Consider the following 24,401-nt stretch of genomic DNA (forward strand, 5'->3'; position numbering starts at 1 on the left):
GTAAGCGCTAAAGCGCCAACTCTGGTCGACCGCAAGTGCCTTGCATGGGACCAGAGTAAGCGCTAAAGCGCCAACTCTGGTCGACCGCAAGTGCCTTGCATGGGACCAGAGTAAGCGCTAAAGCGCCAACTCTGGTCGACAGGAGACACACAGAATGAGAATTGCCCAGATCGCCCCTCTCACCGAATCGGTGCCGCCCAAGCTCTATGGCGGCACGGAGCGCGTCGTGTCGTACATCACCGAGGCGCTCGTCGAACTTGGTCACGACGTCACGCTGTTCGCGAGCGGCGACTCGGTCACGAGCGCGAAGCTCGAAGCCGTCTGGCCGCGCGCGTTGCGGCTCGACCCGGGCATCCGCGACCGCATCGCGCCGCACATGCTGCTGATGGAACTGGTCCGCCGTCAGGCCGACGAGTTCGATGTGCTGCACTTCCACATGGACTACTACTCGTTCTCGGTGTTCAAGCGCCAGGAAACGCCGTTCGTGACCACGATGCATGGCCGTCTCGATCTGCCCGAGCAGCAGCCGGTGTTCGACACGTTCAACACCGCGCCCGTGATCTCGATCTCGGACGCGCAGCGCGCGCCGCTGCCGCAGGCGAAATGGCTGACCACCGTCTATCACGGGCTGCCCGAAAATCTCTACACGCCGCAGCCGGTCGAGCAGCAATACCTCGCGTTTCTGGGGCGGATTTCGCCGGAGAAACGCGTCGATACCGCAATCCGGATCGCGGGCCACTGCGGCATGAAAATCCGCATCGCAGCGAAGGTCGATGCCGCCGACCGCGAGTATTTCGAGCGCGACATCAAGCCGTTGCTCGCGCAGCCACATGTCGAATTCATCGGCGAAATCGCCGATGGCGAGAAGGCGGGTTTTCTGTCGGGCGCGCACGCGTTGCTGTTCCCGATCGACTGGCCGGAGCCGTTTGGCCTCGTGATGATCGAAGCGATGGCCTGCGGCACGCCGGTGATCGCGTTCAATCGCGGCTCCGTGCCGGAAGTGCTGGACGACGGCGTGTCCGGCTTTATCGTCGAGGACGAAATCGGCGCCGTGGCCGCCGTGAACCGGCTGCACAAGCTGCCGCGTGCGGGCGTGCGCAAGCGCTTTGAAGAACGCTTCACGTCGCACCGGATGGCGCAGCAGTATGTCGAGGCGTATCAGTCGGTGATTCGCGCGCAGAAGCGTTCGCGCTTCAAGGTGATCGACACGTCGTCGAGCTGAAGTTGCGGGAGCCAGTGGGATCGCGTGAGTGAGGAAGCGCATGCCCCGACGTAAATGTCGGGGCATGGCATAACGGATAAAACCTAGATCTTCAGACGCGATACCTTCGTACCGGCGATCGAGACGTCGCCCATCAACCCGGCATTGGTCAGGATGAACACTTCGACCGGCGCCGTAGCCGTGGTGGTATCGATGGCGCCATTGGCGCCCAGTTTCACGAGCGCGACCGATGCGTCTCCACCCGCGGACCAGCCGTCCGAATTGCGGAATTTGTCGAGCGAATCCTGCGTCATGAACAGGAAGATGATGGCCTTCGACTGCGCGCCGGCCTGCAGGCCAAACGAACCCGATACCGTGCTGTAGTACCCGACCGTGCCGCCGCCCACACGCAGCGAGCCCTCGCCATACTGGCCGCCCACGATAAAGCCGGCCTGAATAACGGACGGGAACACCAGAATGCCACGGGCCTTCGAGACCAGTTCGCGCGAACCAGGCACAGTGGAATAGAGGCGTGAGATGGTGCCGTCGACACTGGCGTCAATCGACTGGCGCTTCGACGCATCGGTCGCAGCCGAGTCCGGTTTGTTTCCCGTAGTTGTACAGCCGGTGATTGCAAGGCTTCCGAAAGCGAGCGCAGCGGTAGTCTTCAAAATGAAGTTTCGTCTTTGCATCGTTTTTCTCCATTGTGGTTCCTGGGTACAACCTCATTGGTGAGTCGGATTACGCCTTCAGTTATATCACACGGAAGCCGAAAGATCGCGCTCGCCGGATCGCGAAAACCCTTGTGGTGCGGGCCTTCGGGCGTCGTCGTGAAGGCGGCGTTGTAATTATGACCGATGCTGCGGCGCGGAAAATTCCTCATGCAAACAACATGCGATGCGATCGGGATACCGCGACCGGTTCCATCCGGCATCCTGTTCCAGCAGCATGAAGTTGCTCTCTTATCAGTCATTTTTTCCACTTTTCCGCGTCGTCGCGAGTGCGCCACGGCAGTCGAAAGTGTTGCTGGAAAGCTGCAACCGACACGGGCGGTCAGTGATTGGCGGTGCGCTTGACGGGCGGTGGCGGCCGGCGAAGCGCGCGGCGGACACCGCCGATGACCACGCCGATCGCAAAGAGCGTGGCGGCCGGCACCACCCAGTAACCGACGAACGCATGCCACAGGTAACTCGCAAGCGTGCTTTTGCGCACCGCGTATTCGTCGACGGCCTGTTGCTGGCGAGGAGCGTTGGCGCTGAGCACGTCGGCGGGACAGCCGGCCGCACGCGCATCGTCAGGCACGCCGTGACAGCGCGCCGGGGCACCGGCGGCACGTTGCGCATCGGTGAACTGCCAGGTGGTGAGTGCCGTGTTGAGGTCGACGGCGTTGTAGGCCATCTCCTCGCGAATCTCGTTGACCGCGACGATCGCCACCGGCACCGCCCAGAAGACGATGACGACGAGCCAGCGCCTGAGCCAGCGGTTCTTGTGTCTCCCAACCATTCTTGCCTCCGTTCAATGCTCTTCGGCATCAACGACAAGATGGCGGCCCTGCTGCTTATTGTTTGTGGGTACCGGGGCCGTCTCCGCAGCCATCATAGAAGAAAACGGCGTGGCGCGGCGAACGCGATGCTGAAACGGGGAGAGCGCCGGGGGTAGAGGCACGCGGAGAGCGGTGTGGGTGATGCATGCCGCGTGCATCGTCGGACGCGGCATGCAGGTGTCACGCTACGGCTAAAGCTAAAAACCATGAAAGACATGGCCATACCGGTTGCTAAAGCGCGAAGGTCAAGCGTGCGAAGGTCAAGACGGGCGCTTTAACGCGCGATGCGATGCGTCGCGCTTCATGCCTAGCCCTTGTTGCTGAGGCAGTCCTTCATGAAAGCCTTGCGGTCGTCGCCTTTCTTGCCGGTTGCCTGCGCATTGCAGGCGGTCATTTTCTGCTGCTGCGTCATCGGCGCGGAAGCTGCGACCGGGGCGCTGGCCGACAGGCAGCTCTTCATGAACGCCTTGCGCTCATCGCCTTTCTTGTCGGCCGCCTGCTTGTTGCAGGTGGTCATCTTCGACTGCTGGCTGTTGTCGGCGAACGAGAGCGGCGAGACGAGCATGCAGCCGAGGGCGAGCGCGGCGATAGCGGACTGGATCTTCATGGGACACTCCATCGTTGTTGAACGTTGTTGGTGGTCGTGCGAGCGGGCATCGAAAGATCCATGGCCCATCGCCGTCACCATTATGGCAAAGCTGTTCGTCAAAACGAATAAAACCATAATACGGTTGACAGGTGTGCCGTAAGGTTCTTCCCTGATACTGGCGAAGCGCGCACGCTCCCTGGCGCGGCATCATATTCACTGGCATACGGGCAACACGCACACAGACACGGAGGCAGGACCATGCACTATCTGTTGATGTACGACGTATCGGCGGACTATCTGGCGCGGCGCGGCGAGCATCGCGACGCACATCTGGGGTACGCGTGGGCCGCGGTCGAGCGCGGCGAACTGCTGCTCGCGGGCGCGCTTGCCGATCCCGTCGACGGCGCGATCCTGCTCTTCGAGGCGGACTCGCCCGCGATTCCCGAAGCATTCGCGATGTCGGACCCTTACGTACGCGAGGGGCTCGTTACACACTGGCGCGTGCGACCGTGGACGACCGTCGTCGGAGAACATGCGAGTACGCCGGTACGTTAGGCGGATTTGCATGCGAGTGCATGGAATGTGTGCGCATCATCGTCGATTCTGAAGGTTGCAATCACGACAATTCCGTGACGACAGAGGATGAAACAACGCCGCAAAAAGGACAAGTTTGTTTCCATCCGTAACACTTGTCTCATGCATATTCATGCAAACCCTGGCGATGGTATGCTTCGTGCACAAATTCTCCGATGCACGAGTGAGACCACGTTTTGTGCGCCGCTAACGGGATTATCCGCACTAAGGCTGTGCGGTTTCCCATAAACGAACCAGAACGTATAAGCATATTGTGCAACCGGGGGCATGACACAGGTCGAGAAACAAGAAATCTGTGCTGTCCAAAGCCGCAGCGTGGCCGTGCTGCGTGGAGAAACGTATGTTTTTCGATGAGCTAAATGATGACGAATGGGCGCTACTAACCGCGCTCGTTTCAGATGAACCGGCTGTCCGTCTTAACCGGCGCGGCCGTCCTCGCGCAGAACCGCGCATCGTGGCAAACGCGGTGCTGTGGATCCTGACCACCGGCGAACCGTGGTCCAAACTTCCTGGCCGTTATCCCTCGGGTCCGACATGCCGTCGCCGCTTTGAAGAGTGGCAACTGAACGGCACGCTGGCCGGGATGGTGCAGCTTCTGTCGCGGACCGGCCGCCGGTTTGCGTACATTCCGGAACCGTCCCTGCCCGTGGCGCCGCAACGTGCCGCGCAACCTGTCGCCACGCCTTCGGCTTGCGACGATGAAGGCGTGCGCGGTGTGTTCTGGAAGAGCCCCGAGTCGTGGCAGGCACCGCACGATACCGCGCATGACTCGCGTCCCGTCGATCCGTTCGCCGAGATCACCCGGCAACTGTCAGGCCCGCCTGACGACACGCAAACGCGTGCCAGCGCAACAGACGCGGCCAGTCATCCTGACGCAGTAGCGCACGCTACCGCGCATCCGGACGACGACAGTCGCGCCGCGATGTGGCTGGGGCTTTCCGCGCCAGGGACGCAGTTCGCGGACCGGCGCGGTTATGGCATCTACGTGATGGCGCATTCCGTGCCCGGCGAGAAGTATCGCGCGTGGGCCGAGATCATGAAGGACGGCAAACGCGTCGAACGTTCCGGCCTCGTCGGCCCGCGTTTCGAAACACCCGAAGCCGCCGAACAGTACGCGCTCGACTGGGCACAGCAGTGGATCGATCGTGACGAACGCACGCTCGCCGCCGCCGCGCATGACGACACGTTGCATGCGGGAGCATTGCGCCCGGTGTCGCGTCCGATGCCGGCGCCACGGCCTGCGGCAACGTCAGTGTCGGGTCCGGTCGCGGGCGCCGCCGCCGTGCCTGCGCGGACTGCGTCTGCATCCGTGCCTGCACCGTCCGCCGCAAAAGCCGTCACGCAATCCGTCACTGTCGTTCCGGCGAATGGGCACGCTGCCGCGCAAGCGAACGTGAATGCGCGCCGGATTCCGCTTCGCCGTTATCCGGAAAGCACCACGGGCAGCAGTACCGATGACAGCACCACCGGCCGTGACCGTTTCGCGTCGGCTGCCGAATTCATTTCCCACGCGGGATGAGCGCAGGGGACACCCGCGGCCGGTAGCGTTATACCGACCCACGGGATCACAACAACACATCACGCTGTTCCTTCACTGGCGTCCGTAGGTATCGTCGAAGCGCACGATATCGTCTTCGCCGAGATAGGAGCCGGACTGCACCTCGATGATCTCGAGCGGCATCTTGCCGGGATTTTCGAGGCGATGGGTGACGCCCAGCGGAATATAGGCCGACTCGTTTTCGGAGACGATGAAGCGCTCTTCGCCACGCGTGACGAGTGCCGTACCGCGAACGACGATCCAGTGTTCCGCGCGGTGATGATGCATCTGCAACGAAAGACGTGCGCCCGGTTTCACCACGATACGTTTCACCTGGAAGCGCTCGCCCGTATCGACCGAATCGTAGTAGCCCCATGGACGGTGAACCTTGCGATGGTTCGCCGCCTCGGGGCCGTTTTCGGTGCGGATGCGGCCGACCACCTTCTTCACGTCCTGCACGCGCGAACGGTCGGCGACGAGAATCGCGTCCGCGGTTTCCACGACGACCAGATCCTGCGTGCCGACGCATGCGATCAGTCGACCTTCCGAATGCGCGAACGTCGAGGCCGCGCCTTCGAACATCACATGGCCGCGCCCGACGTTCTGGTCCGCGTCTTTCGGCAGGATCTGCCAGATCGCATCCCATGAACCGACATCCGACCAGCCCGCATCGAGCGGCACGACGACGCCCGCGCACACGGACGTATCCGTGTTCAGCCGTTCCATCACGGCGTAGTCGATCGAATTCGACGGCGACGCGCTGAACGCCTCGCGCTGCAGCCGGAAGAAATCACCATCGGTCTTGCCGCCCGCGAACGCCTGCGCGCACGCGGCGTAAATGGCCGGCTGGAAGTGCTTGATCGCGCGGATCCACGTCGACGCACGCATGATGAAGATGCCGCTGTTCCACCAGTATTCGCCCGAACTCACATAGCGCTGCGCCAGTTCGAGATGCGGTTTTTCGACGAAACGGTCGAGCCGCCGCGCATTCGAGGTACCCGCGTCCGGCGCGGCTTCGCCTACGCGGATATAGCCGTAACCCGTCTCCGCGCGCGTGGGCACGATGCCCATCGTCACGATGTGGCCGAGCGCGGCCTGCTGCACGCCCGCGCTCACGCTTGCATGAAAACGCGCGACGTCCGCCACCGCATGGTCCGCGGGCATGATGACCATCAAGCCGTCCTGGGCATCGGCAACGATCGACAGCGCGGCGACTGTCAGCGCCGGAGCGGTATCACGCCCGACCGGTTCGAGAATCAGCTGCGCGGCCTTGCCGCTCACGCGCAGTTGCTCCGCGGTCGTGAAGCGATGCTCCTCGTTGCCGACCACGACCATCTGGTCCGCGACGGGGTAGCCCGCATCGAGCGCGTCGAGACGATGTGTGGTGGACTGCAGCAGCGATTCATCGCCGAGCAGATCGATCAGCTGCTTCGGATGCTGCTCGCGCGACATCGGCCACAACCGGGTGCCGGACCCACCGGCCAGAATCACGGGATGAACTTTGAGTTTCACTGTGGCGGCATTTGAGGACCGAATGTCGACGTCGGGCGCTGCGATGTGCGCTGTCATGCGTGTGCTCCTGAAGGCTGGATCAATGCGTCGAGTTGTATCACGACGTAATTTGCCAATAAAAGAAGCACTAAATTCCTGTTGCTCAAATGTAATAGTGAAATTAATAGCCAATAACGCTTATATGTCCGGGTTATTTACGGGGAAAAATAAAAAATGAAAAAAACCTGTGAAAAAAGAGCCGCTGTATTTTTTTATCGAAAAAATATGGCGAGGGAGCACGCGATGGTGCTTCGAGGTATCTGCCACGGGCCGCTGGAAGATGTGTCCATTTTGCCTGTTTACTGGGCAAAAGGTAATATTTGCGGCAACTATTGCTGATCAAAAAGCAAAAAAATAACGTAACAATTGCCGATACAATTTGAGATATTTTGCCGCCTTGCAACCCGAATTTTAATATCGCTTTATCTATACCTGTACGAGGGTATTCACTCATTCAGGCCAGATATTTCGCTCGACAGGCCGATAGCCGGGATTCGCCGTCATTGCAATGAGCCAATGAACGGGCGCCCGGGCTGAACGGCACGACCGCCTGTCCATGCTGCCCGGTGGGACAGCGCGAATGCAAACAGACACGGACGGAACTTGACTGACGAATCGAGGGGCGACTCATGCTGAGCGTTCTATCCAGGATTATCGACATCGCGATGGTGGGCCTCGGCGCACTGATCGCGGCTGCCGTGTATCACGGGACGTTTGTGTGGCTGAACGACATGCAGAGCGTCTCGCTGCTGTTCAACTGCCTGCTGATGGTCCTGTTCTTTCCTGCGCTCGGGATCTATCAGTCATGGCGCGGCAAGCCCGTGTACGACCTGTTGTGGCGCGTATCGGGCGCCTGGCTGGCCGTCGAGGGCACCGGCATCCTGATGATCTTCAGCCTGCACCGCTCGGACCTGCTGTCGCGCCTGTGGCTCATGTACTGGGCCATCGCGACGATCGTGCTGCTGATGATCACCAAGGCGCTGGTACACGGCGTGCTGAAGGGGCTGCGTCGCGAGGGCTACAACCAGAAGGCGGTGGCGATCGTCGGCGGCGCGCTGTACGGGCGCTTTCTGATCGAGCAGATGAGGAGCCGCCCGGAAGCAGGCTTTAGCCCCGTGATCGTGTTCGATGAACCGGGCGGCCGTCGCGAGAGCGATCGCCTCGAAGCATCCGTGAGCACCGCGAACCTGCCGGCCGAACTCGAAGGCATTCCCGTCGAGCGCGATTTCAACCGGATGGTGCGCGCGATGCGCACACGCGGCATTTGCGAACTGTGGCTCGCGCTGCCGATGTCGCAGGAACGCACGATTCACCGCTTCGTGATGGAGTTTCGCAACGAGTTCGTGAACATCCGCTTCATTCCGGATGTACGCAGCCTGAGTCTTTTCAACCAGCCGGTGGTCGACCTGCTGGGCGTGCCGGCGATCAACCTCGCGGCTTCACCGATCACCGATGTGCGCGTGCTGCCGAAGTTCGTGTTCGACCGCCTGTTCGCGCTCGCGGCGCTCGCCGCGCTGTCGCCGCTGATGCTGGCGATCGCGGTGATGGTGAAGCTGTCGTCGCCGGGGCCGGTGTTTTTCCGGCAAAAGCGCAAGGGCATCGACGGTCACGAGTTCGAGATCTACAAGTTCCGCTCGATGAAAGTGCATGCGGAAACCGCCGGCAAGGTGACCCAGGCGACGCGCGGCGATCCGCGCATCACGGCGGTCGGCGCGTTCCTGCGCAAGACGAGCCTCGATGAACTGCCGCAGTTCATCAACGTGCTGAAGGGCGAGATGTCGGTGGTGGGTCCCCGTCCGCATGCGCTCGAACACGACGACATCTACAAGGACCTGGTGAAGGGCTACATGCACCGTTATCGCATCAAGCCCGGCATCACCGGCTGGGCGCAGATCAACGGCTATCGGGGCGAGACGGACCGCATCGAGAAAATGATGGGACGCGTGAAGCTCGACCTGTACTACATGCAGCACTGGACCTTCTGGCTCGACATCAAGATCGTCGTCCTGACGCTCTACAAGGGTTTCGCCGGTCGCAACGCTTATTGAGCGGACCGCAGTTGCGCAAGACAGGACAGCGAACCGCGGCACATGCGTTTTCTGCTTCTGGAATCTTCAAATTTTCGAGGTGTAACAGATGAATCTGACGATCATTGGTACCGGCTATGTAGGGCTCGTAACGGGCGCGTGTCTTGCCGACATCGGCAACGACGTGCTTTGCCTCGATCTCGATCAGCGCAAGATCGACGTGCTCAACGGCGGCGGTGTGCCGATCCATGAACCGGGCCTGCAGGAAGTCATCGCGCGCAACCGCAAGGCCGGGCGCCTGAAGTTCTCGACCGACATCGAAGCAGCCGTCGCGCATGGCGATGTGCAGTTCATCGCGGTCGGCACGCCTTCGGACGAAGACGGTTCCGCCGACCTGCAATACGTGCTGGCCGCCGCCCGCAACATCGGCCGCCACATGAACGGCTTCAAGGTGATCGTCGACAAATCGACGGTGCCGGTCGGCACCGCGCTGCGGGTGCGCGAAGCGATCGCCGGAGAACTCGCCGCGCGCGGCGAAAAGCACATGTTCTCGGTGGTGTCGAATCCGGAGTTCCTGAAGGAAGGCGCGGCCGTCGAGGATTTCACGCGGCCCGACCGCATCGTCCTTGGCTGCGACGAGGACGTGCCCGGCGAAAAGGCCCGCGAAGTCATGAAACGCGTGTATGCGCCGTTTAACCGCAACCGCGAACGCACGCTGTATATGGACGTGCGTTCCGCCGAATTCACGAAGTACGCGGCGAACGCGATGCTCGCCACGCGCATCTCGTTCATGAACGAACTCGCGAATCTCGCCGACCGCGTGGGTGCCGACATCGAAGCCGTGCGTCGCGGCATCGGCTCCGATCCGCGCATCGGCTATGACTTCCTGTACGCCGGCTGCGGCTACGGCGGATCGTGTTTTCCGAAGGACGTGCAGGCTCTGATCCGCACGGCCGGTGAACACAGCGCCGACCTGCGCATTCTGAACGCGGTGGAAGCCGTCAATCACGACCAGAAGGAAATTCTCGCGCACAAGATCGAGATGCGCCTTGGCGCCGATCTGACGGGCCGCACGTTTGGCGTCTGGGGTCTGGCGTTCAAGCCGAATACCGACGACATGCGCGAAGCGCCGAGCCGCCGTCTGATCGCGGCGCTGCTCGCGCGCGGCGCACGCGTGAAAGCATGGGACCCGGTCGCGATCGATGAAGCGAAGCGCGTGTTCGCGCTCGATCTGCAGCACGCACCGCAGCAACGCGCCCGCCTCGAATTCATGAACGAGGAAATGGACGTCGCGGAAGATGCCGACGCGCTCGTGATCCTGACCGAATGGAAAGTCTTCAAGAGCCCCGATTTCGAAAGTCTCAAGGCGTTGCTGAAGTCGCCGCTGATTTTCGACGGCCGCAATCTGTATGAACCGCAATCGCTGCAGGAACTCGGCATCGAGTATCACGCGATCGGTCGCCAGCCCGCACGGGCCGCGCTCGCGGACGTCACGCCCGCGATGGCAGCACCCGTGCGCGAGGCACAGGTCAGCGGGGCCGCGACCGCGGCCCGCTGAACACGCACACCACTACATCACGGAACCGGTCCATGTTCGCCAACGTTCTCGTCGTCTGCCACGCCAACGTGTGCCGCTCGCCGGCCGCGGAGATGCTGTTCAAGGCCCGCGCGCTGCCCCGTCTGGGCGCGCGCATGGTCTTCCAGTCGGCGGGCATCCGTGCGTTCGACGGCGACGGCATGGACCCCGTCATGCGGCGCCTGCTCGCCGAGCACGGCGTCGCCACCAGCGGACACCGGGCGCGACGCCTGAACCGCCGTCTCGTGCGCGACGCGGATCTGGTGCTCGTCACCGAGCGCGCGCAGGTGAAGGAGGTCGAGGCACTCGATCCGACTTCGCGCGGCAAGGTCTGGCCGCTTGGCAAATGGGAGGACTCCGATGTCGCCGATCCGCATGGCGGACACGAAGCCGGCTATCGGGCAAGTCTCGTGCTCATCGAACACCTGGTCATGGGATGGCTAAAAAAAATATGCTGATGCGAAATCTCACACTCTCTCTGTTGCTGACGCTCTTTCTGTCGGCCTGTGCGACCGCGCCGGGGAATTACCTCGACACGTCGCGGCTGAAGGAAGAACCGCAAAGCGCACCCGCTGAAGACTATCCGGTGCATCTGATCACCGCGCAGGTCGTGATGGATCAGGCGAAGGCCGCCGCCGTGCCGCAGGTGCTGCCGCAATCGCGCTTTGCCGATCCGTCGCAATGGGTCTACCGGATCATGCCGCAGGACATCCTGGGCGTGACGGTATGGGATCACCCTGAACTCACGACGCCTAACGGCAGCACGCTGTCCGCCGGCGGCAACACGACGCAGTCGGTCGGCGCGGTGCTGCAGCAGCCGTACACGACGGCATTGCCGGGCCAGGCCGATCCGTACGGCCAGACCGTCGCCTCCGACGGCACGATCTACTTCCCGTTCATCGGCCGCATCCATGCCGCCGGCAAGACGGTGGGCCAGCTGCGCGACCAGCTGGCCGCGGGCCTGGTGCCCTACATCAAGAACCCGCAGGTGGACGTGCGCATCCTGTCGTATCGCAGCCAGAAGGTGCAGGTGACAGGCCAGGTGAAGACGCCCGGGCCGCTTGCCATCAGCGACGTGCCGCTGTCGCTGGTCGACGCGATCACACGCTCCGGCGGCTTCACTACCGACGCCGACCTGCAGCGCGTGCGCCTCACGCGCAACAAGAAGCTGTACGTACTCGACGCGAACCGCATGCTCGATAACGGCGACGTCTCGCAGAACGTGATGCTGCAGAACGGCGACATCATCAACGTGCCGGACCGCATTGACAGCCGGGTGTTCGTGATGGGCGAAGTGAAGGCGCCGGTGCAGCTGCAGATGATCAAGGGGCGTCTCACGATCGCCGATGCGCTCACGCAGGCAGGCGGCATTCTCGACACCGATGCGAATCCGCGCCAGATCTACGTGATGCGCGGCATGAAGGACCACCCGACGACGCCCGACGTGTATCGCCTGGACATGACGCAGCCGGACGCCATCATGCTGTCCGCGCAGTTCCAGTTGCAACCGATGGATGTGGTCTACGTGGGCACCGCCGCGTCGACAACGTTCAACCGCGTGCTGCAGCAGGTGCTGCCGACCGTCCAGACGTTGTTCTATCTGAAGCAGTTGACGCGCTAGTCGCACATGACCCGCCGACAGCCCGCGAGGCCCGCACGGAACATCGTCGCGGACCGCGCGGGCCCAAGGTGAACCAACCAGGATCGAACTGTGAGCACTCACGCAAACACTCATCTGGCCGGACCGGCCAGGACCGAAGAAGAGGACGTCGTCCTCGGTCAACTGGTGCAGGTGATCATCGACGACATCTGGTGGCTGATCGCCATTGCGCTGTCGATCGTCGCGGTCGCCGTGTTCTATTGCTACGTCGCGAAGCCGGTGTATTCGGCCGATGCGCACGTGCGTGTCGAGCAGTCCGACAACACGTCGCAGGCGCTCACGCAGACGCAGACCGGCGCGAACATCACGACCGGCCAGACGGCGCTGCCGACCGACGCCGAGATCGAAATGATCAAGAGCCGCGGCGTGGTGGCACCAGTCGTCCAGCAGCTGAAGCTGAACTTCAGCGTCGCGCCGAGGATGTTGCCGGTGATCGGCAGCATCGCCGCGCGTCTTGCGACGCCGGGCGAACCGGCGCGTCCGTGGCCGGGCTTCGACCGCTTCAGCGGCTACGCGTGGGGCGGTGAAATCGCCAACGTCGATTACGTCGAAGTGCCGCCCGCGCTCGAAGGTCAGAAGATGATCATGACCGCGCTGGAAAACGGCCAGTTCGAACTCCAGGCGCCCAACGGCTCGCTGCTGCTGCGCGGCCAGACAGGCCAGCCGGCGCAGGGCGGCGGCGTATCGATCCTCGTCAACCGGCTCGTCGCGCGTCCGGGCACGCAGTTCAACGTGATGCGCGCGAACGATCTCGACGCGATTGCGGCGTTCCAGTCGGCGATCAAGGTGTCGGAGCAGGGCAAGGGCACGGGCGTCATCCAGATTTCGCTGGACAACCAGGACCCGCAGCGCGCCGCGGAAATCGCCAACGCGCTCGCGATGTCGTATCTGCGTCAGCACATCGCAAGCAAGCAGGCCGACGCGAGCAAGATGCTCGACTTCCTGAAGAGCGAGGAGCCGCGGCTGAAGGGCGATCTCGAACGCGCCGAAGCCGCGCTGACCGCCTATCAGAGCAAGTCCGGCTCGATCAATGCGAGCGATGAAGCAAAGGTCTACCTCGAAGGCAGCGTGCAGTACGAATCGCAGATTTCCGCGATGCGTATCCAGATCGCGTCGCTCGAACAGCGCTTCGGCAACGATCATCCGATGCTGATCGCCGCGCGCCAGCAGCTCGCCGAACTGCAGGCGCAGCGCGAGAAATACGCTGACCGCTTCCGCAATCTGCCGGCCACCGAAGTGAAGGCCGTGCAGCTGCAACGCGACGCCAAGGTCGCCGAAGACATCTACGTGCTGTTGCTGAACCGCGTGCAGGAACTGGAGGTGCAGAAGGCCGGCACGGGCGGCAACGTGCATATCGTCGATGCCGCGCTGCGTCCGGGTGCTCCGGTCAAGCCGAAGAAGACGCTGATCATCTCGGCGGCGGTAATCCTCGGTCTGATCGTGGGCACCGGTTTCGTGTTCCTGCGCCGCAACCTCTTCAAGGGCATCGACGATCCGGAGCACGTCGAGCGCATGTTCCACCTGCCGGTGTTCGGCCTCGTGCCGATGAGCCCGGAGCAGGCGGTGCTGGAAAGCAGCTTCGAGCGGGGCGGCAACCGTCTGCGCAAGGTGCTGGCGGCGGCCCGCCCGAAGGACGCGACGGTCGAAAGCATGCGCAGCCTGCGCACCTCGATGCAGTTCACGATGATGGATGCGCGCAACCGCATCGTCGTGCTGACGGGCCCGATGCCTGGCGTCGGCAAGAGCTTCCTGACGGTCAATCTCGCGACGCTGCTCGCGCATTCCGGCAAGCGCGTGCTGCTGATCGACGGCGACATGCGGCGTGGCTCGCTGGAACGTTACCTCGGCGGCACGCAGGACAACGGTCTGTCGGAACTGCTGAGCGGCCAGATCTCGCTCGAGGAAGCGATCCGTCATACGGAAACCGAGAACATGAGCTTCATCTCGTGTGGCCACCGTCCGCCGAATCCGTCGGAGCTGCTGATGTCACCGCGTCTGCAGACGTATCTCGACGCGCTTGCGACGCGCTACGACGTGATCCTGATCGACACGCCGCCGGTGCTCGCCGTGACCGACGCATCGATTGTCGCGGTGCACGCGGGCGCCACGTTCCTTGTGCTGCGTTCGGGCATGCATAGCGAGCCCGAGATCAACGATGCGCTCAAGCGCCTGAACAACGCGGGCGTGACGGTGCAGGGCGCGATTTTCAATGCGATGCCGGCGCGCGCGCGCGGCAACTATTCGCGCGGTTATGCGGCGGTGCAGGAATATCTGAGCGCCTGAGCGCACGAAAGGATCCATCATGAAACTCTCCGTACTGGTTCCGACGTTTCGCCGTCCCGCCGATCTCGCGCGCTGCCTCTCCGCGCTCCGGCGCCAGCAGCGCGCGCCGGACGAAGTGATCGTCGTCGTGCGCCCCGACGACGCCGAAACGCTCGCATGCCTGCACGACCCCGCGGTGAAGGGCACCTTGCCGCTGCGCGTAGCGATCGTCGAAACGCCGGGGCAGGTCGCGGCGCTCAATCGCGGGCTGGACGCCGCGACGGGCGACGTGATCGCGATCACCGACGACGACGCCGCGCCGCGTCCCGACTGGGCGCGACGCATCGCCGATGCGTTCTCGAACGACCTGCTGCTGGGCGCGCTCGGCGGGCGCGACTGGGTACACCAGAAGGGCGGCATTCTCGACGATGCACGGCCGCTCGTGGGCAAGCTGCGCGCGTCGGGCAGGATCATCGGCAACCACCATCTCGGCGTGGGCGGAGCGCGCGAAGTCGACCTGCTGAAGGGCGCGAACATGAGCTACCGGCGCGAGGCGATCCGCACGATCCGTTTCGATCCGCGCCTGCGCGGCACGGGCGCCCAGGTTCACAACGACATGGCGTTCAGCATGAGCGTGAAGCACGCGGGCTGGAAGCTCGTGTACGACCCGCAGGTCGCCGTCGATCACTTTCCCGCCGAACGCTTCGACGACGACCGCCGCGACGCGCAGACGCTGCAGGCCGTGCGCAACGCCGCGTACAACCTGCACCTGATCCTGCGCGACCATCTGCCGCCGCTGCGGCGCGAAGCCGCCTGGTGGTGGTACACGCTCGTCGGCACGCGCGTGTATCCGGGCATGGCGCATGCGGTGCTCGCACTGGCCTCGAAGCGCGGCCGCGCGACGCTGTCGCGCTGGCGCGCCGTGCGTACCGGCGCGCACGAGGCGCGACGTACGGCCTCCTGATCGCCGCGCGCGCCGAAGTCCTTCATAACAAGCCCGGAGTTACTGCATGAGTGCGACCCACGTCCACGTCCATCTGTTTTACGGCGCCGACCCGCGTTTTTACCGCAAGGGCGACGACATCGGCTGCCTGTACGGTTATCACCATGCCGAATCGGATGAGTTCGCGCTGAGCTATTCGCAGGACGCCCGCGAGCGTTTGCCGATGCGGCTCCTGCGTCGTGGGCTGAAGGCCGTGCTCGGCTTCGACTTCATTCACACGCTGCGCAATCGCGACGAAATCATGCGTTCCGACGTGGTGTGGACGCATACGGAACACGAATATCTTTCGGTGGCGCTATTGCTGCTGCTCAGGCGCCGGCAGAAACGCCAGCCGCTATTGCTCGCGCAGAGCGTGTGGCTGCTCGACAAATGGCCGGACTACGGTGTGCTGCGCCGCTGGGCGTATCGCAAGCTGATCGCGCGCGCCGATGTGCTGACGACACTCGCTTCCGAAAACGCGTTGTTGTGCCGCCGTTACCTCGATCGCGACGCCGTGCATGTCTACTATGGCCTGAATACCCGCGATTTCCCGGTGCGGGAACCGGTTGCATGGCAGCCGCACACGCCGGTGCGTATCGCCGCGATCGGCAACGATCGCGACCGCGACTGGGAAAGCCTCATCAGTGCCTATGGCAACGATGCGCGCTACACGGTCAGGCTGGCGACACGCCGGCGCATTCCATCTTCGCTGCACGCTTCGAACGTCGAGATCGCGCCTGCCGCCGGCCTGAAGAAGCAACGTGAACTGTACGACTGGGCCGATGTGATCGTCGTGCCGCTACGGCCGAATACGCACGCGTCGGGCATCACCGTGATGCTCGAAGCCGCGGCGCTCGGCAAGCCGATGATCGTTACCGATGTCGGCGCGTTGAGGGACTACTTCACCGATGCGCAGGCCGCTTATGTGCCGCCGTTCGATCCGGAGGCGCTGCGTCAGGCGGTCGCCCGGCTCGTCGCCGCGCCCGGCGACGCGTTGCGTCAGGCGCAGGCCGCCGCGCGTCAGCTGACCACGCGCGAACTCACCACCGAGCAGTTCGCGCAGCAGCACGTGCGCATCACGCGTGAACTGATGCGCCGGCGCGCGGCGCCGCGTGGCCGCTCCGGCGACGACGCGCGGCGCCGCGCGGGCGGCAGCAGCGTGCAACCCGCGCAGCCCGTGCAACCGCAGTCGCGGCATCAGGCCGGCAGGGGGCGATGACGATGGCTGTCGCACGCGCCCAGATCGACGAGCGCCCGTCGCGCTTTTTCAGCGGCGAGCGCAAGGCATGGCTGCCGCAGGCGCTGCTGTGGCTTGTCACGGCCGTGCTGATCGGCGCGCATCAGGGCACCGTGCTGACGCTTGCGTTCCCCGTGCTCGCGATTCTCACGGGATTCTGGCTGTACTTCAAAAGCCCCGCGCGGTACGTCGGTTTCATGTGGTGGCTGTGGTTCCTGAGCCCCGAGGTACGCCGTCTCGCGGACTGGTCGAAAGGCTCGTTCACACCGACGAGCCTCATCCAGGTCGCGCCGCTCGCCGTCACGATGATCAGCGGACTCTCGCTGCTGCGTTTTTATCCAGTGCTCGCGCAGCGGCGTGGCTTGCCGGTGCTGCTGATCCTCGCGGGTCTCGCGTACGCGTTTCTGATCGGCGTCGTGTCGAGCGGGCCGCTCGCCGCGCTGTACGACCTCGCGAACTGGATCTATCCGGTACTGATCGGTTTTCACATCATGGCGCACACGCGCCAGTACCCCGAATACCGCGAGGTGATCGTCAATACGTTCATCTGGGGCATGCTCGCGATGGGCGCATACGGTCTCGTGCAGTTTTTCATCATGCCGCCGTGGGACGTCATGTGGATGCTCGGTTCGCAGATGAACTCGCAGGGCGACGCCGTGCCGCTCGGCGTGCGCGTGTTCAGCACGATGAATTCGTCCGGTCCGTTCGCGCTTGCGATGATGGGCGCGATGGTGTTCGTGATGGCCGCGCAGCACCGGGTGCGCTGGATCGCGGGCGCGCTCGGCTTTATCGCGTTCGCCTTGAGCCTCGTGCGCTCGACGTGGGGCGGCTGGGTCGTCGCGCTGCTGATCCAGCTCGTCAAATCCAACAATCGCATACGCGTGCGGATTATCGCGACCGCCGTGCTGCTCGCGGGGCTGTGCGTGCCGCTGCTGGCCGTCGGCCCGGTCGCGGAACGCATGCAGACGCGCCTGGAAACCCTCGTCAACCTCAACGACGACACCAGCTACGCGGCGCGTAACGAGTTCTACGCGACGTTCGCGAAAACCGCGTTCACCGACGTGCAGGGTGAAGGGCTCGGCGCCACCGGCACGTCGACCAGACTGTCGAGCGACAGCGGCGGCGAACTCGGCAAGTACGGCAACTTCGACAGCGGTGTGATGAACATTCCGTTCGTGCTCGGCTGGCCCGGCACGCTGCTCTACATGTCGGGCATCCTGTGGCTGCTGATGCGCGCCGTGCTGGCCTCGTTCGCGCTTCACGACGACAAGTTCGCGGGTGCGTGCCTGAGTCTCGGGCTTGCGTGTTTCTCGATGCTGGTCTTCACCAATTCGCTCGTGGGCACGGGCGGCTTGCTCCTGTTCATGAGCTTCTTCTCGATTCTGTCCTCGGCGCACTGGCAAAAGCTGAACCGCAGGCGGAATCTCATTCTCCATGGAGGGCACTGAGTGAGAGTCGCCATCGTCACGCACGTCGTGCGTCATAACGACGGTCAGGGACGCGTCAACCATGAAATCGCGCGCGCGGCCCTGGATGAAAATATCGCGGTGACCCTCATTGCTTCGCACGTCGCGCCGGAACTGCTGGCGCATCCGGACGTGCGCTGGATCCCGGTACGGATCGGCAAATGGTGGCCGTCGAACCTGCTCCGCCAGCAGGTGTTTGCGTTAAAGAGCGCATGGTGGCTGCGCCGGCATCGTCGTGAATACGACGTCCTGCATGTGAACGGTTTTATCTCGTGGATCGCGGCCGACGTCAACACCGCGCACTTCGTGCACAGCGGCTGGTTCGGCAGCAGGTACTACCCGTTCGGGCTCGCGAAGGGCGTATGGTCCGCGTACCAGTTTCTCTACACGGGCATCAACGCGCGGCTCGAACGCTGGGCCTACCGGCGCTCGCGCGTGATCACGGCCGTCTCGCAGAAGGTCGCCGACGAAATCCGCGCGATCGGGCTCACGCCGCGCAACCGCATCGATGTGATCTATAACGGTGTCGATACGCAGGGCTTCGCGGCCGCCACGGGCGATCGCGCGAAATTCAACCTGCCGGCCGACGCGTTCCTGCTGCTCTTTGTCGGCGATCTGCGCACGCCGCGCAAGAACCTCGGCACGGTGCTCAGGGCGTTGAAGGAATTGCCCGAGCACGTGCAGATCGCGGTCGCCGGTTATCTGCCGGGCAGCCCGTATCCGGACGAGGCACGCGCGCTCGGCGTCGAGCACCGCGTGCATTTTCTCGGACTCGTGAACGAGATGCCGGTGCTGATGCATTCGGTCGATGCCTTCGTGTTTCCGTCGCGCTATGAGGCGATGAGTCTGTCGCTGCTCGAGGCGATGGCCGCGGGTCTGCCGGTCGTCACGGCGCGTACGGCAGGGGGCGCGGAGATCATCACGCCCGAGTGCGGCATCGTGCTCGAAGATCCCGACGATCCCCATGCGCTCGCCGGTGCGATTGCGCGCCTCGCCGCGTCCGACCCGGTATGCCGCGCGATGGGCCGTGCCGCCAGCGAACTCGCGAACGGCTTCGGCTGGGCGCGCATGGCGCGCCAGTACATCGACCTGTACCGGCAGATCGTGGGCCGCCGCAACGAACCGCGCAACGCGGGCAGCACCGAAGGCGAAGTCGTGCGCACGCCCGTGCTCGCGCACCGGGAGACGGCCGAATGAATCACGTACCGGTCATCCCATTCATCGCCACGCTGGCTGCAGCGCGTCGTTGCAGTCATGTTCAACAATAACCAGGGAACAGCCATGACAACCCGTTCAATCAAATCGCTGCAAATCGGCATGCACTGGTTCCCCGAGCGCGCCGGCGGGCTCGACCGCATGTACTACTCGCTCGTCGGCGCGCTGCCGGGCGCGGGCGTTGCGGTACGGGGCGTCGTCGCGGGCTCGCCGCGTGTCGCCGAGGATACCGATGGCGCGATTCGCGGCTTCGGCCCGGCTGCGCAGTCGCTGCCGCGACGTCTGATGGCCGCGCGCCGTGCGCTGCGCGATGCGATCGGGATCGAGCGGCCCGATGTGATTTCGTCGCACTTCGCGCTGTACACGTTTCCGGGTCTCGACGTCACGCGCGGCATTCCGCAGGTCTCGCATTTTCAGGGACCGTGGGCCGATGAAAGTCACGTCGAAGGCGCCGATTCGCTTGGCCAGCGTGCAAAGCGCTATCTGGAGCAGGCCGTGTATGCGCGTTCGTCGCGCCTGATCGTGCTCTCGGAGGCGTTCGGCAAGATCCTGACGTCGCGCTATGGCATCTCGCCGGAGCGCATTCGCGTCGTGCCGGGTTGCGTGAACGTCGAACAGTTCAACCTGCCGGTGTCGCCCACGGAAGCGCGGCTCAAGCTTCAGTTGCCGCTCGGACGTCCGATCGTGCTGGCGGTGCGGCGACTCGTGCGCCGCATGGGACTGGAAGATCTTGTCGACGCGGTGAAACTTCTCAAACGCCGGCAGCCGGACGTGCTGCTGCTGATCGCGGGCAAGGGCCGGCTCGAAGCGGAGCTGCAGGCGCGTATCGACGAAGCCGGTCTCGCGGACAACGTCAAGCTGCTGGGCTTCGTTCCCGACCAGCACCTCGCCTCGCTGTATCGCGCCGCGACGATCAGCGTCGTGCCGACGGTGGCGCTCGAAGGGTTCGGGCTGATCACGGTGGAGTCGCTCGCGTCGGGCACGCCGGTGCTCGTCACGCCAGTAGGCGGATTGCCGGAAGCGGTTGCGGGGCTGTCGCAGGATCTGGTGTTGCCGGCCACCGGCGCCGCGGCGATCGCGGAGGGTCTCGCGGCCGCACTCGACGGCTCGCTCAAGCTGCCGGACGCCGACGCATGCCGTGCGTACGCGCGTGAGAACTTCGACAATGCGGTGATCGCGAAGCGCGTGGCTTCGGTGTATGACGAAGCGATTGCCGCGGGCGTGGTCCATTAGGGCGCTTCGATACGCCTGAAAAAAATGCCACGGCAGACCGTGGCATTCAGACCGCTAACAAAGCCCCCAAAGCCTGGCCATGCGTCAGGCTTTGTCGTTTAGCTAGTGATAGTCCTCTTCGCGTTGATGCCGTATAGCGAGAATCGTCACCGTGGTGTCGTCCTCGATCTCGAACAAGGCGACATATCCAGCGCTCCCAAAGCTTACGATCAGCTCCCGCAGGAACGGATTGGCAGGATCGGCCTTGCGACAGGAGAAGGGAAACGCGCTGAGGACTTCAGTGCTCTTGCGGATGACTTCAATGGCCCGCCCGGCCGAAGCCATGTCATGTTCGAGCATGAGGCCGTACAGTCGCCGCAAATCAGCGCGCGCGGCACTGGTATAGCGCACGCGATAACTCAACGGTTGCCCTCGCGCACCTTCGCGGCAGCCAGCATGTCCTCAAGCCCGGCATGCACTTCGTCTGCGTCGAAGTACTCGCCCGTTCGGCGCGCCTCGTCCCTTGCAGCCAGCCCGCGTGCAATGAATTCCTTTTGCATCTGACGGCGAGCGACATTGGCACGCAGCGATTCTTCTGCAAACGACGACAGGCTTTCCCCCTCGAGCAACACGCTTTCGGCCGCTTCACGCAGCCTCGGATCCACCCGCAGGGAAGGGATGGTGGCGGTTTTCATGGGCTCACTCCGTGCGTTGCAATTGCGATGCGAAGATTGTACGCCGTTGAGACGCAAATGCAACGCAGCGGCATCCGGAACGCGACGCCGCGTTAGAACGTCTGGTGATGTTCATTGCGCGCGAGATCAGCGGCCACCATCATCTGGCACAGCTGTTCGAGCGTGGTTTCGGGTTTCCAGCCCAGTTTTTCACGAGCCTTGTCCGCGCAACCGATCAGCAGATCGACTTCGGCCGGCCGGTAGAACTTCGGGTTCACTCGCACGAGCGTCTTGCCGGTCGCGACGTCGATGCCGGTTTCCTGCTCGGCCTTGCCGGACCACTCGAGCTGGTAGCCCGCCGCCGCGAACGCCATGCGCACGAAGTTGCGCACGGTTTCGGTACGGTTCGTGGCCAGCACGAACGTATCCGGCTCGTCGGCCTGCAGCATGCGCCACATGCCTTCGACGTATTCGAGCGCGAAACCCCAGTCGCGTTTCGCGTCCATGTTGCCGAGTTCGAGCGCGTCCTGCTTGCCGAGCCTGATCTTCGCGACGGCATCCGTGATCTTGCGCGTGACGAATTCGCGGCCACGCAGTGGCGATTCGTGATTGAACAGAATGCCGCTGCTCGCAAAGAGTCCATACGACTCGCGATAGTTGATCGTCGACCAGTGCGCGAACAGTTTCGCGACGCCGTACGGGCTGCGTGGATAGAACGGTGTGTCCTCGCGTTGCGGGACGGCCTGCACCTTGCCGAACATTTCCGACGTCGACGCCTGGTAAAACCGCGTTTTCGGATTCACGATGCGGATGCCTTCGAGCAGGTTCAACGCGCCGACACCCGTCACTTCAGCGGTCGTGATGGGCTGGTCGAACGACACGCCCACGAAGCTCTGCGCGGCGAGGTTGTACACCTCGTCGGCCTGCGCGGCGATGAGCAGACGCATCGTCGAACCGAGGTCCGTCAGGTCGTGTTCGACAAGCGACAGGTTCGGATGGTCGAGCACACCGAGTTCTTCCATGCGCCAGAAGTTGACGGAACTCGTGCGGCGGTAGGTGCCGGTAACGCGATAGCCCTTGTTGAGCAGCAGTCTCGTCAGATAGGCGCCGTCCTGTCCGGACACGCCCGTGATGATCGCCTTGCGTGGAGTGCTCATGGATGATCCTTCAGGGTAGTGAGATTCATTGATAAGAGGCGTGAACGGCATTGCCGCTGTCGAGCATCTGTCGCACCAGCGGGTCGAGCACGTTGAAATCCTGTCCCGCCTTGATCCGGTAAAGCGCGGGTTTCGGATGCGCGCCATCGGACATCATCGATTTCCAGTCGGGCAGCGCGCTGATGTACGCAAACTGGTCGACGAGCGGCACGTGCTGCTCGGCGGCGACACGACGCGTCATCGAGGCCATCGCCGCGAGTTTCGCGTTCAGATGGCCGTCGGGCATCGGATTCGACGTTTCCAGCACGACCTCCTTGCCGAGCGCTCGCGCGGTCGCGACGAGATCGCTTTCCGCTGCATGAAACTGCTCGGGCGTCTGGCCCTGCATGACTTCGTTGATCCCGTAGTTGATCGTCACGATCCGCGCGCGCGAGGCCGCGAGCCGCGTTTTCCACGGCGTGCCGCGGCCGCGCTCCGTGCCGTCGCGCAACTGCGATGCGGTCGTGCTGCCAACGCCATGGTTGACGACCGAGACGCGCCGGCCGTGCGCAGCCTGCAACGCGTCCTGCAGATACGTGACGGCGTTCTGCGCCTGGGGGCCGCAATGGCCGTCGCTGCACGAGATGCCGAGCGTTGTCGAATCGCCGTACGCCTCGATCAGCACGTCCTGCTGCGCGGCGCTGGCCGGCCGCACACAGGCCCACATCGCGAGCGCGGCGACGATCAGGGCACGGACAGTGGCGGGCAGTGACGCGGCGGCTGGGCTCATGGTGGTTCGATGTCGAAGTTGAGCGCGGCGCGTTCTCAGGTCCGCGATCCGGCGGAACCGCTCTGGGCGGATACCGTTCGCGTGCTCGCACGACCCGCGGCCGACCCGGCAATCAGACGCCGTTCGAACGCGAACCACGTGAGCGTGGCATAGGCCAGCGTGATGGCGAGCGCAAGCGCGGCGGTGACATAACGATTCAGTTCAAGCGGCCACAGCATGTAAAGCACGGTCAGATGAATCAGGTAAATCGTGTAGCTGACCGTGCCGATATAGACGAGCACCGGATGCGACAGGACCTGCTTGACGATACCCCTCGACTGCAACGCGATCACCAGCGCCGATGTGCACAGCACGAGCGATATGCTGTAAAGGCAGGCGTTCGAAAGCGGCGTGTTCTCCGCGCGAAAGCGCGGGAAATGCAGATGCAGCGCGGCGAGCACGGCCAGCGCCGCAAAGAGCGCGAACACGGCGGGCAGCCGGAAACGTTCGAGCGCATTGCGATCGCGCCGCACCGCCACCGCGAGCAGCGCGCCCGCCGACAGCAGATCCATGCGGAACGGCGTGAGGTAGTAGATCGGCCAGAACGTGTCGAAACACGGCGTCGCGACGGCGCGCAACAGCGGCACGAGCACGATCAGGGCGGCGGCGAGGATCGCCAGCGCGCGCTGCGACAGCAGCAGGACCGCGAACGGCCACACGATGTAAAACTGCTCCTCGACGGCGAGCGACCACAGCACGTTCAGGCTGTCGTGGCCGCTTTGTCCGAGCGCGTCGCCGATGTTCGTCGCGAAAAATGCATACCACTGCCAGTGCTGCGCCCAGCCGAGCCCGAACACGAGCGAAGAAACGAGCATCAGCAGCAGATAAGGCGGCAGGATGCGGCGAATCCGTCGCGAGTAGAAATAGCTGAAATACGACTGCTGGCGCGCCTTGCGTTCCAGCAGGATGCCGGTGATCAGAAAGCCGCTCAGCACGAAAAACAGATCGACGCCCATCCATAACGGCGCCCTGAGCGCATGCTGGGCAAACACGGCAAGAACCGCGACGGCACGCAGTCCGTCGAGCTGGGGGATGCGACGGGAATGGGAGGGCGAGGCGGACTGTACGCTTGCTGTCATGAACCATCCGGAAAGGGCGCGTTGTAAGCCG

Annotated in this window: 22 protein-coding genes; 13 read left to right on the forward strand and 9 right to left on the reverse strand. The window is 63.7% G+C overall.

The genetic code is table 11. The features are described 5' to 3' along the window. Nucleotides 1–154: 154 nt before the first annotated feature. Nucleotides 155–1,222, forward strand: a complete 1,068-nt coding sequence (locus LPA37_RS12560) for a glycosyltransferase family 4 protein (RefSeq protein WP_228974269.1) — start codon at nt 155–157, stop codon at nt 1,220–1,222. Nucleotides 1,223–1,305: 83 nt separating this feature from the next. Here the strand turns inward: LPA37_RS12560 and LPA37_RS12565 are convergent, their stop codons facing one another. The 3 genes from LPA37_RS12565 to LPA37_RS12575 form a co-directional block, all read right to left on the reverse strand. Continuing rightward, complete coding sequence (locus tag LPA37_RS12565) at nt 1,306–1,893, reverse strand: BPSL1445 family SYLF domain-containing lipoprotein (RefSeq protein WP_229012719.1); 588 nt, start codon at nt 1,891–1,893, stop codon at nt 1,306–1,308. Nucleotides 1,894–2,254: 361 nt separating this feature from the next. Continuing rightward, a complete protein-coding gene (locus LPA37_RS12570) occupies nt 2,255–2,704 on the reverse strand; it encodes a hypothetical protein (RefSeq protein WP_229012720.1) in 450 nt (149 codons plus the stop codon). Nucleotides 2,705–3,051: 347 nt separating this feature from the next. After that, the gene (locus tag LPA37_RS12575; RefSeq protein ID WP_228974263.1) at nt 3,052–3,351 is read right to left on the reverse strand and encodes a PsiF family protein; all 300 of its coding nucleotides are present in this window, start codon (nt 3,349–3,351) and stop codon (nt 3,052–3,054) included. A gap of 240 nt (nt 3,352–3,591) precedes the next feature. On the opposite strand from LPA37_RS12575, the gene LPA37_RS12580 reads away from it, so the two are divergent. Continuing rightward, nucleotides 3,592–3,888, forward strand: coding sequence for a YciI-like protein (locus LPA37_RS12580; protein ID WP_228974261.1), 297 nt, complete (start codon nt 3,592–3,594; stop codon nt 3,886–3,888). Nucleotides 3,889–4,267: 379 nt separating this feature from the next. After that, nucleotides 4,268–5,446, forward strand: a complete 1,179-nt coding sequence (locus LPA37_RS27700) for a transposase (RefSeq protein ID WP_267478167.1) — start codon at nt 4,268–4,270, stop codon at nt 5,444–5,446. A 72-nt stretch (nt 5,447–5,518) separates the two neighbouring features. Here LPA37_RS27700 and LPA37_RS12590 read toward each other — a convergent pair whose 3' ends face one another. Beyond that, nucleotides 5,519–7,033, reverse strand: a complete 1,515-nt coding sequence (locus LPA37_RS12590; RefSeq protein ID WP_229012721.1) for a mannose-1-phosphate guanylyltransferase/mannose-6-phosphate isomerase — start codon at nt 7,031–7,033, stop codon at nt 5,519–5,521. Nucleotides 7,034–7,644: 611 nt separating this feature from the next. Between LPA37_RS12590 and LPA37_RS12595 the strand changes: the two genes are divergently transcribed. The 10 genes from LPA37_RS12595 (at nt 7,645) to LPA37_RS12640 (ending at nt 20,673) form a co-directional block, all read left to right on the forward strand. Beyond that, nucleotides 7,645–9,063 carry an undecaprenyl-phosphate glucose phosphotransferase gene (locus LPA37_RS12595; protein WP_229012722.1) on the forward strand — a complete coding sequence of 473 codons (1,419 nt, stop codon included), beginning with the start codon at nt 7,645–7,647 and terminating at the stop codon, nt 9,061–9,063. An 88-nt stretch (nt 9,064–9,151) separates the two neighbouring features. After that, on the forward strand, nt 9,152–10,600 hold the full coding sequence (locus LPA37_RS12600; RefSeq protein WP_228974256.1) for a UDP-glucose dehydrogenase family protein: 1,449 nt from the start codon (nt 9,152–9,154) through the stop codon (nt 10,598–10,600). 32 nt (nt 10,601–10,632) lie between these two features. After that, complete coding sequence (locus LPA37_RS12605) at nt 10,633–11,076, forward strand: low molecular weight protein-tyrosine-phosphatase (protein WP_228974253.1); 444 nt, start codon at nt 10,633–10,635, stop codon at nt 11,074–11,076. Continuing rightward, on the forward strand, nt 11,070–12,239 hold the full coding sequence (locus LPA37_RS12610) for a polysaccharide biosynthesis/export family protein (protein ID WP_229012761.1): 1,170 nt from the start codon (nt 11,070–11,072) through the stop codon (nt 12,237–12,239). Before LPA37_RS12605 ends, LPA37_RS12610 begins: the two co-directional genes overlap by 7 nt. A 114-nt stretch (nt 12,240–12,353) precedes the next feature. Further along, nucleotides 12,354–14,561 (forward strand): polysaccharide biosynthesis tyrosine autokinase, encoded by a 2,208-nt coding sequence (locus LPA37_RS12615; protein ID WP_228974710.1) that lies wholly within the window; start codon nt 12,354–12,356, stop codon nt 14,559–14,561. Nucleotides 14,562–14,580: 19 nt separating this feature from the next. Then, nucleotides 14,581–15,504, forward strand: coding sequence for a glycosyltransferase family 2 protein (locus tag LPA37_RS12620; RefSeq protein ID WP_228974250.1), 924 nt, complete (start codon nt 14,581–14,583; stop codon nt 15,502–15,504). Between the two features lie 46 nt (nt 15,505–15,550). Next, nucleotides 15,551–16,741, forward strand: coding sequence for a glycosyltransferase (locus tag LPA37_RS12625; protein WP_229012723.1), 1,191 nt, complete (start codon nt 15,551–15,553; stop codon nt 16,739–16,741). A 2-nt stretch (nt 16,742–16,743) separates the two neighbouring features. Continuing rightward, entirely contained in the window at nt 16,744–18,207 is a 1,464-nt protein-coding gene (locus LPA37_RS12630; protein ID WP_228974245.1) for a glucose-6-phosphate isomerase, read from the forward strand. Next, the gene (locus tag LPA37_RS12635) at nt 18,208–19,422 is read left to right on the forward strand and encodes a glycosyltransferase family 4 protein (RefSeq protein ID WP_228974242.1); all 1,215 of its coding nucleotides are present in this window, start codon (nt 18,208–18,210) and stop codon (nt 19,420–19,422) included. It abuts the gene before it with no gap. A gap of 84 nt (nt 19,423–19,506) precedes the next feature. Beyond that, nucleotides 19,507–20,673 (forward strand): glycosyltransferase family 4 protein, encoded by a 1,167-nt coding sequence (locus tag LPA37_RS12640; RefSeq protein WP_229012724.1) that lies wholly within the window; start codon nt 19,507–19,509, stop codon nt 20,671–20,673. A 102-nt stretch (nt 20,674–20,775) separates the two neighbouring features. Here LPA37_RS12640 and LPA37_RS12645 read toward each other — a convergent pair whose 3' ends face one another. The 5 genes from LPA37_RS12645 to LPA37_RS12665 form a co-directional block, all read right to left on the reverse strand. Beyond that, a complete protein-coding gene (locus LPA37_RS12645) occupies nt 20,776–21,075 on the reverse strand; it encodes a type II toxin-antitoxin system RelE/ParE family toxin (protein ID WP_228974237.1) in 300 nt (99 codons plus the stop codon). Then, a complete protein-coding gene (locus tag LPA37_RS12650) occupies nt 21,072–21,347 on the reverse strand; it encodes a YlcI/YnfO family protein (RefSeq protein WP_228974236.1) in 276 nt (91 codons plus the stop codon). Before LPA37_RS12650 ends, LPA37_RS12645 begins: the two co-directional genes overlap by 4 nt. 92 nt (nt 21,348–21,439) lie before the next feature. Further along, nucleotides 21,440–22,483 carry a GDP-mannose 4,6-dehydratase gene (gene gmd / locus LPA37_RS12655; protein ID WP_228974234.1) on the reverse strand — a complete coding sequence of 348 codons (1,044 nt, stop codon included), beginning with the start codon at nt 22,481–22,483 and terminating at the stop codon, nt 21,440–21,442. Between the two features lie 25 nt (nt 22,484–22,508). Further along, nucleotides 22,509–23,189 (reverse strand): SGNH/GDSL hydrolase family protein, encoded by a 681-nt coding sequence (locus tag LPA37_RS12660; RefSeq protein ID WP_228974708.1) that lies wholly within the window; start codon nt 23,187–23,189, stop codon nt 22,509–22,511. A gap of 98 nt (nt 23,190–23,287) precedes the next feature. Next, nucleotides 23,288–24,370 carry an acyltransferase family protein gene (locus LPA37_RS12665; RefSeq protein WP_229012725.1) on the reverse strand — a complete coding sequence of 361 codons (1,083 nt, stop codon included), beginning with the start codon at nt 24,368–24,370 and terminating at the stop codon, nt 23,288–23,290. Nucleotides 24,371–24,401 lie beyond the last annotated feature (31 nt).

It is taken from the genome of Paraburkholderia gardini (assembly GCF_907164545.1).
Taxonomy (GTDB): domain Bacteria; phylum Pseudomonadota; class Gammaproteobacteria; order Burkholderiales; family Burkholderiaceae; genus Paraburkholderia; species Paraburkholderia gardini.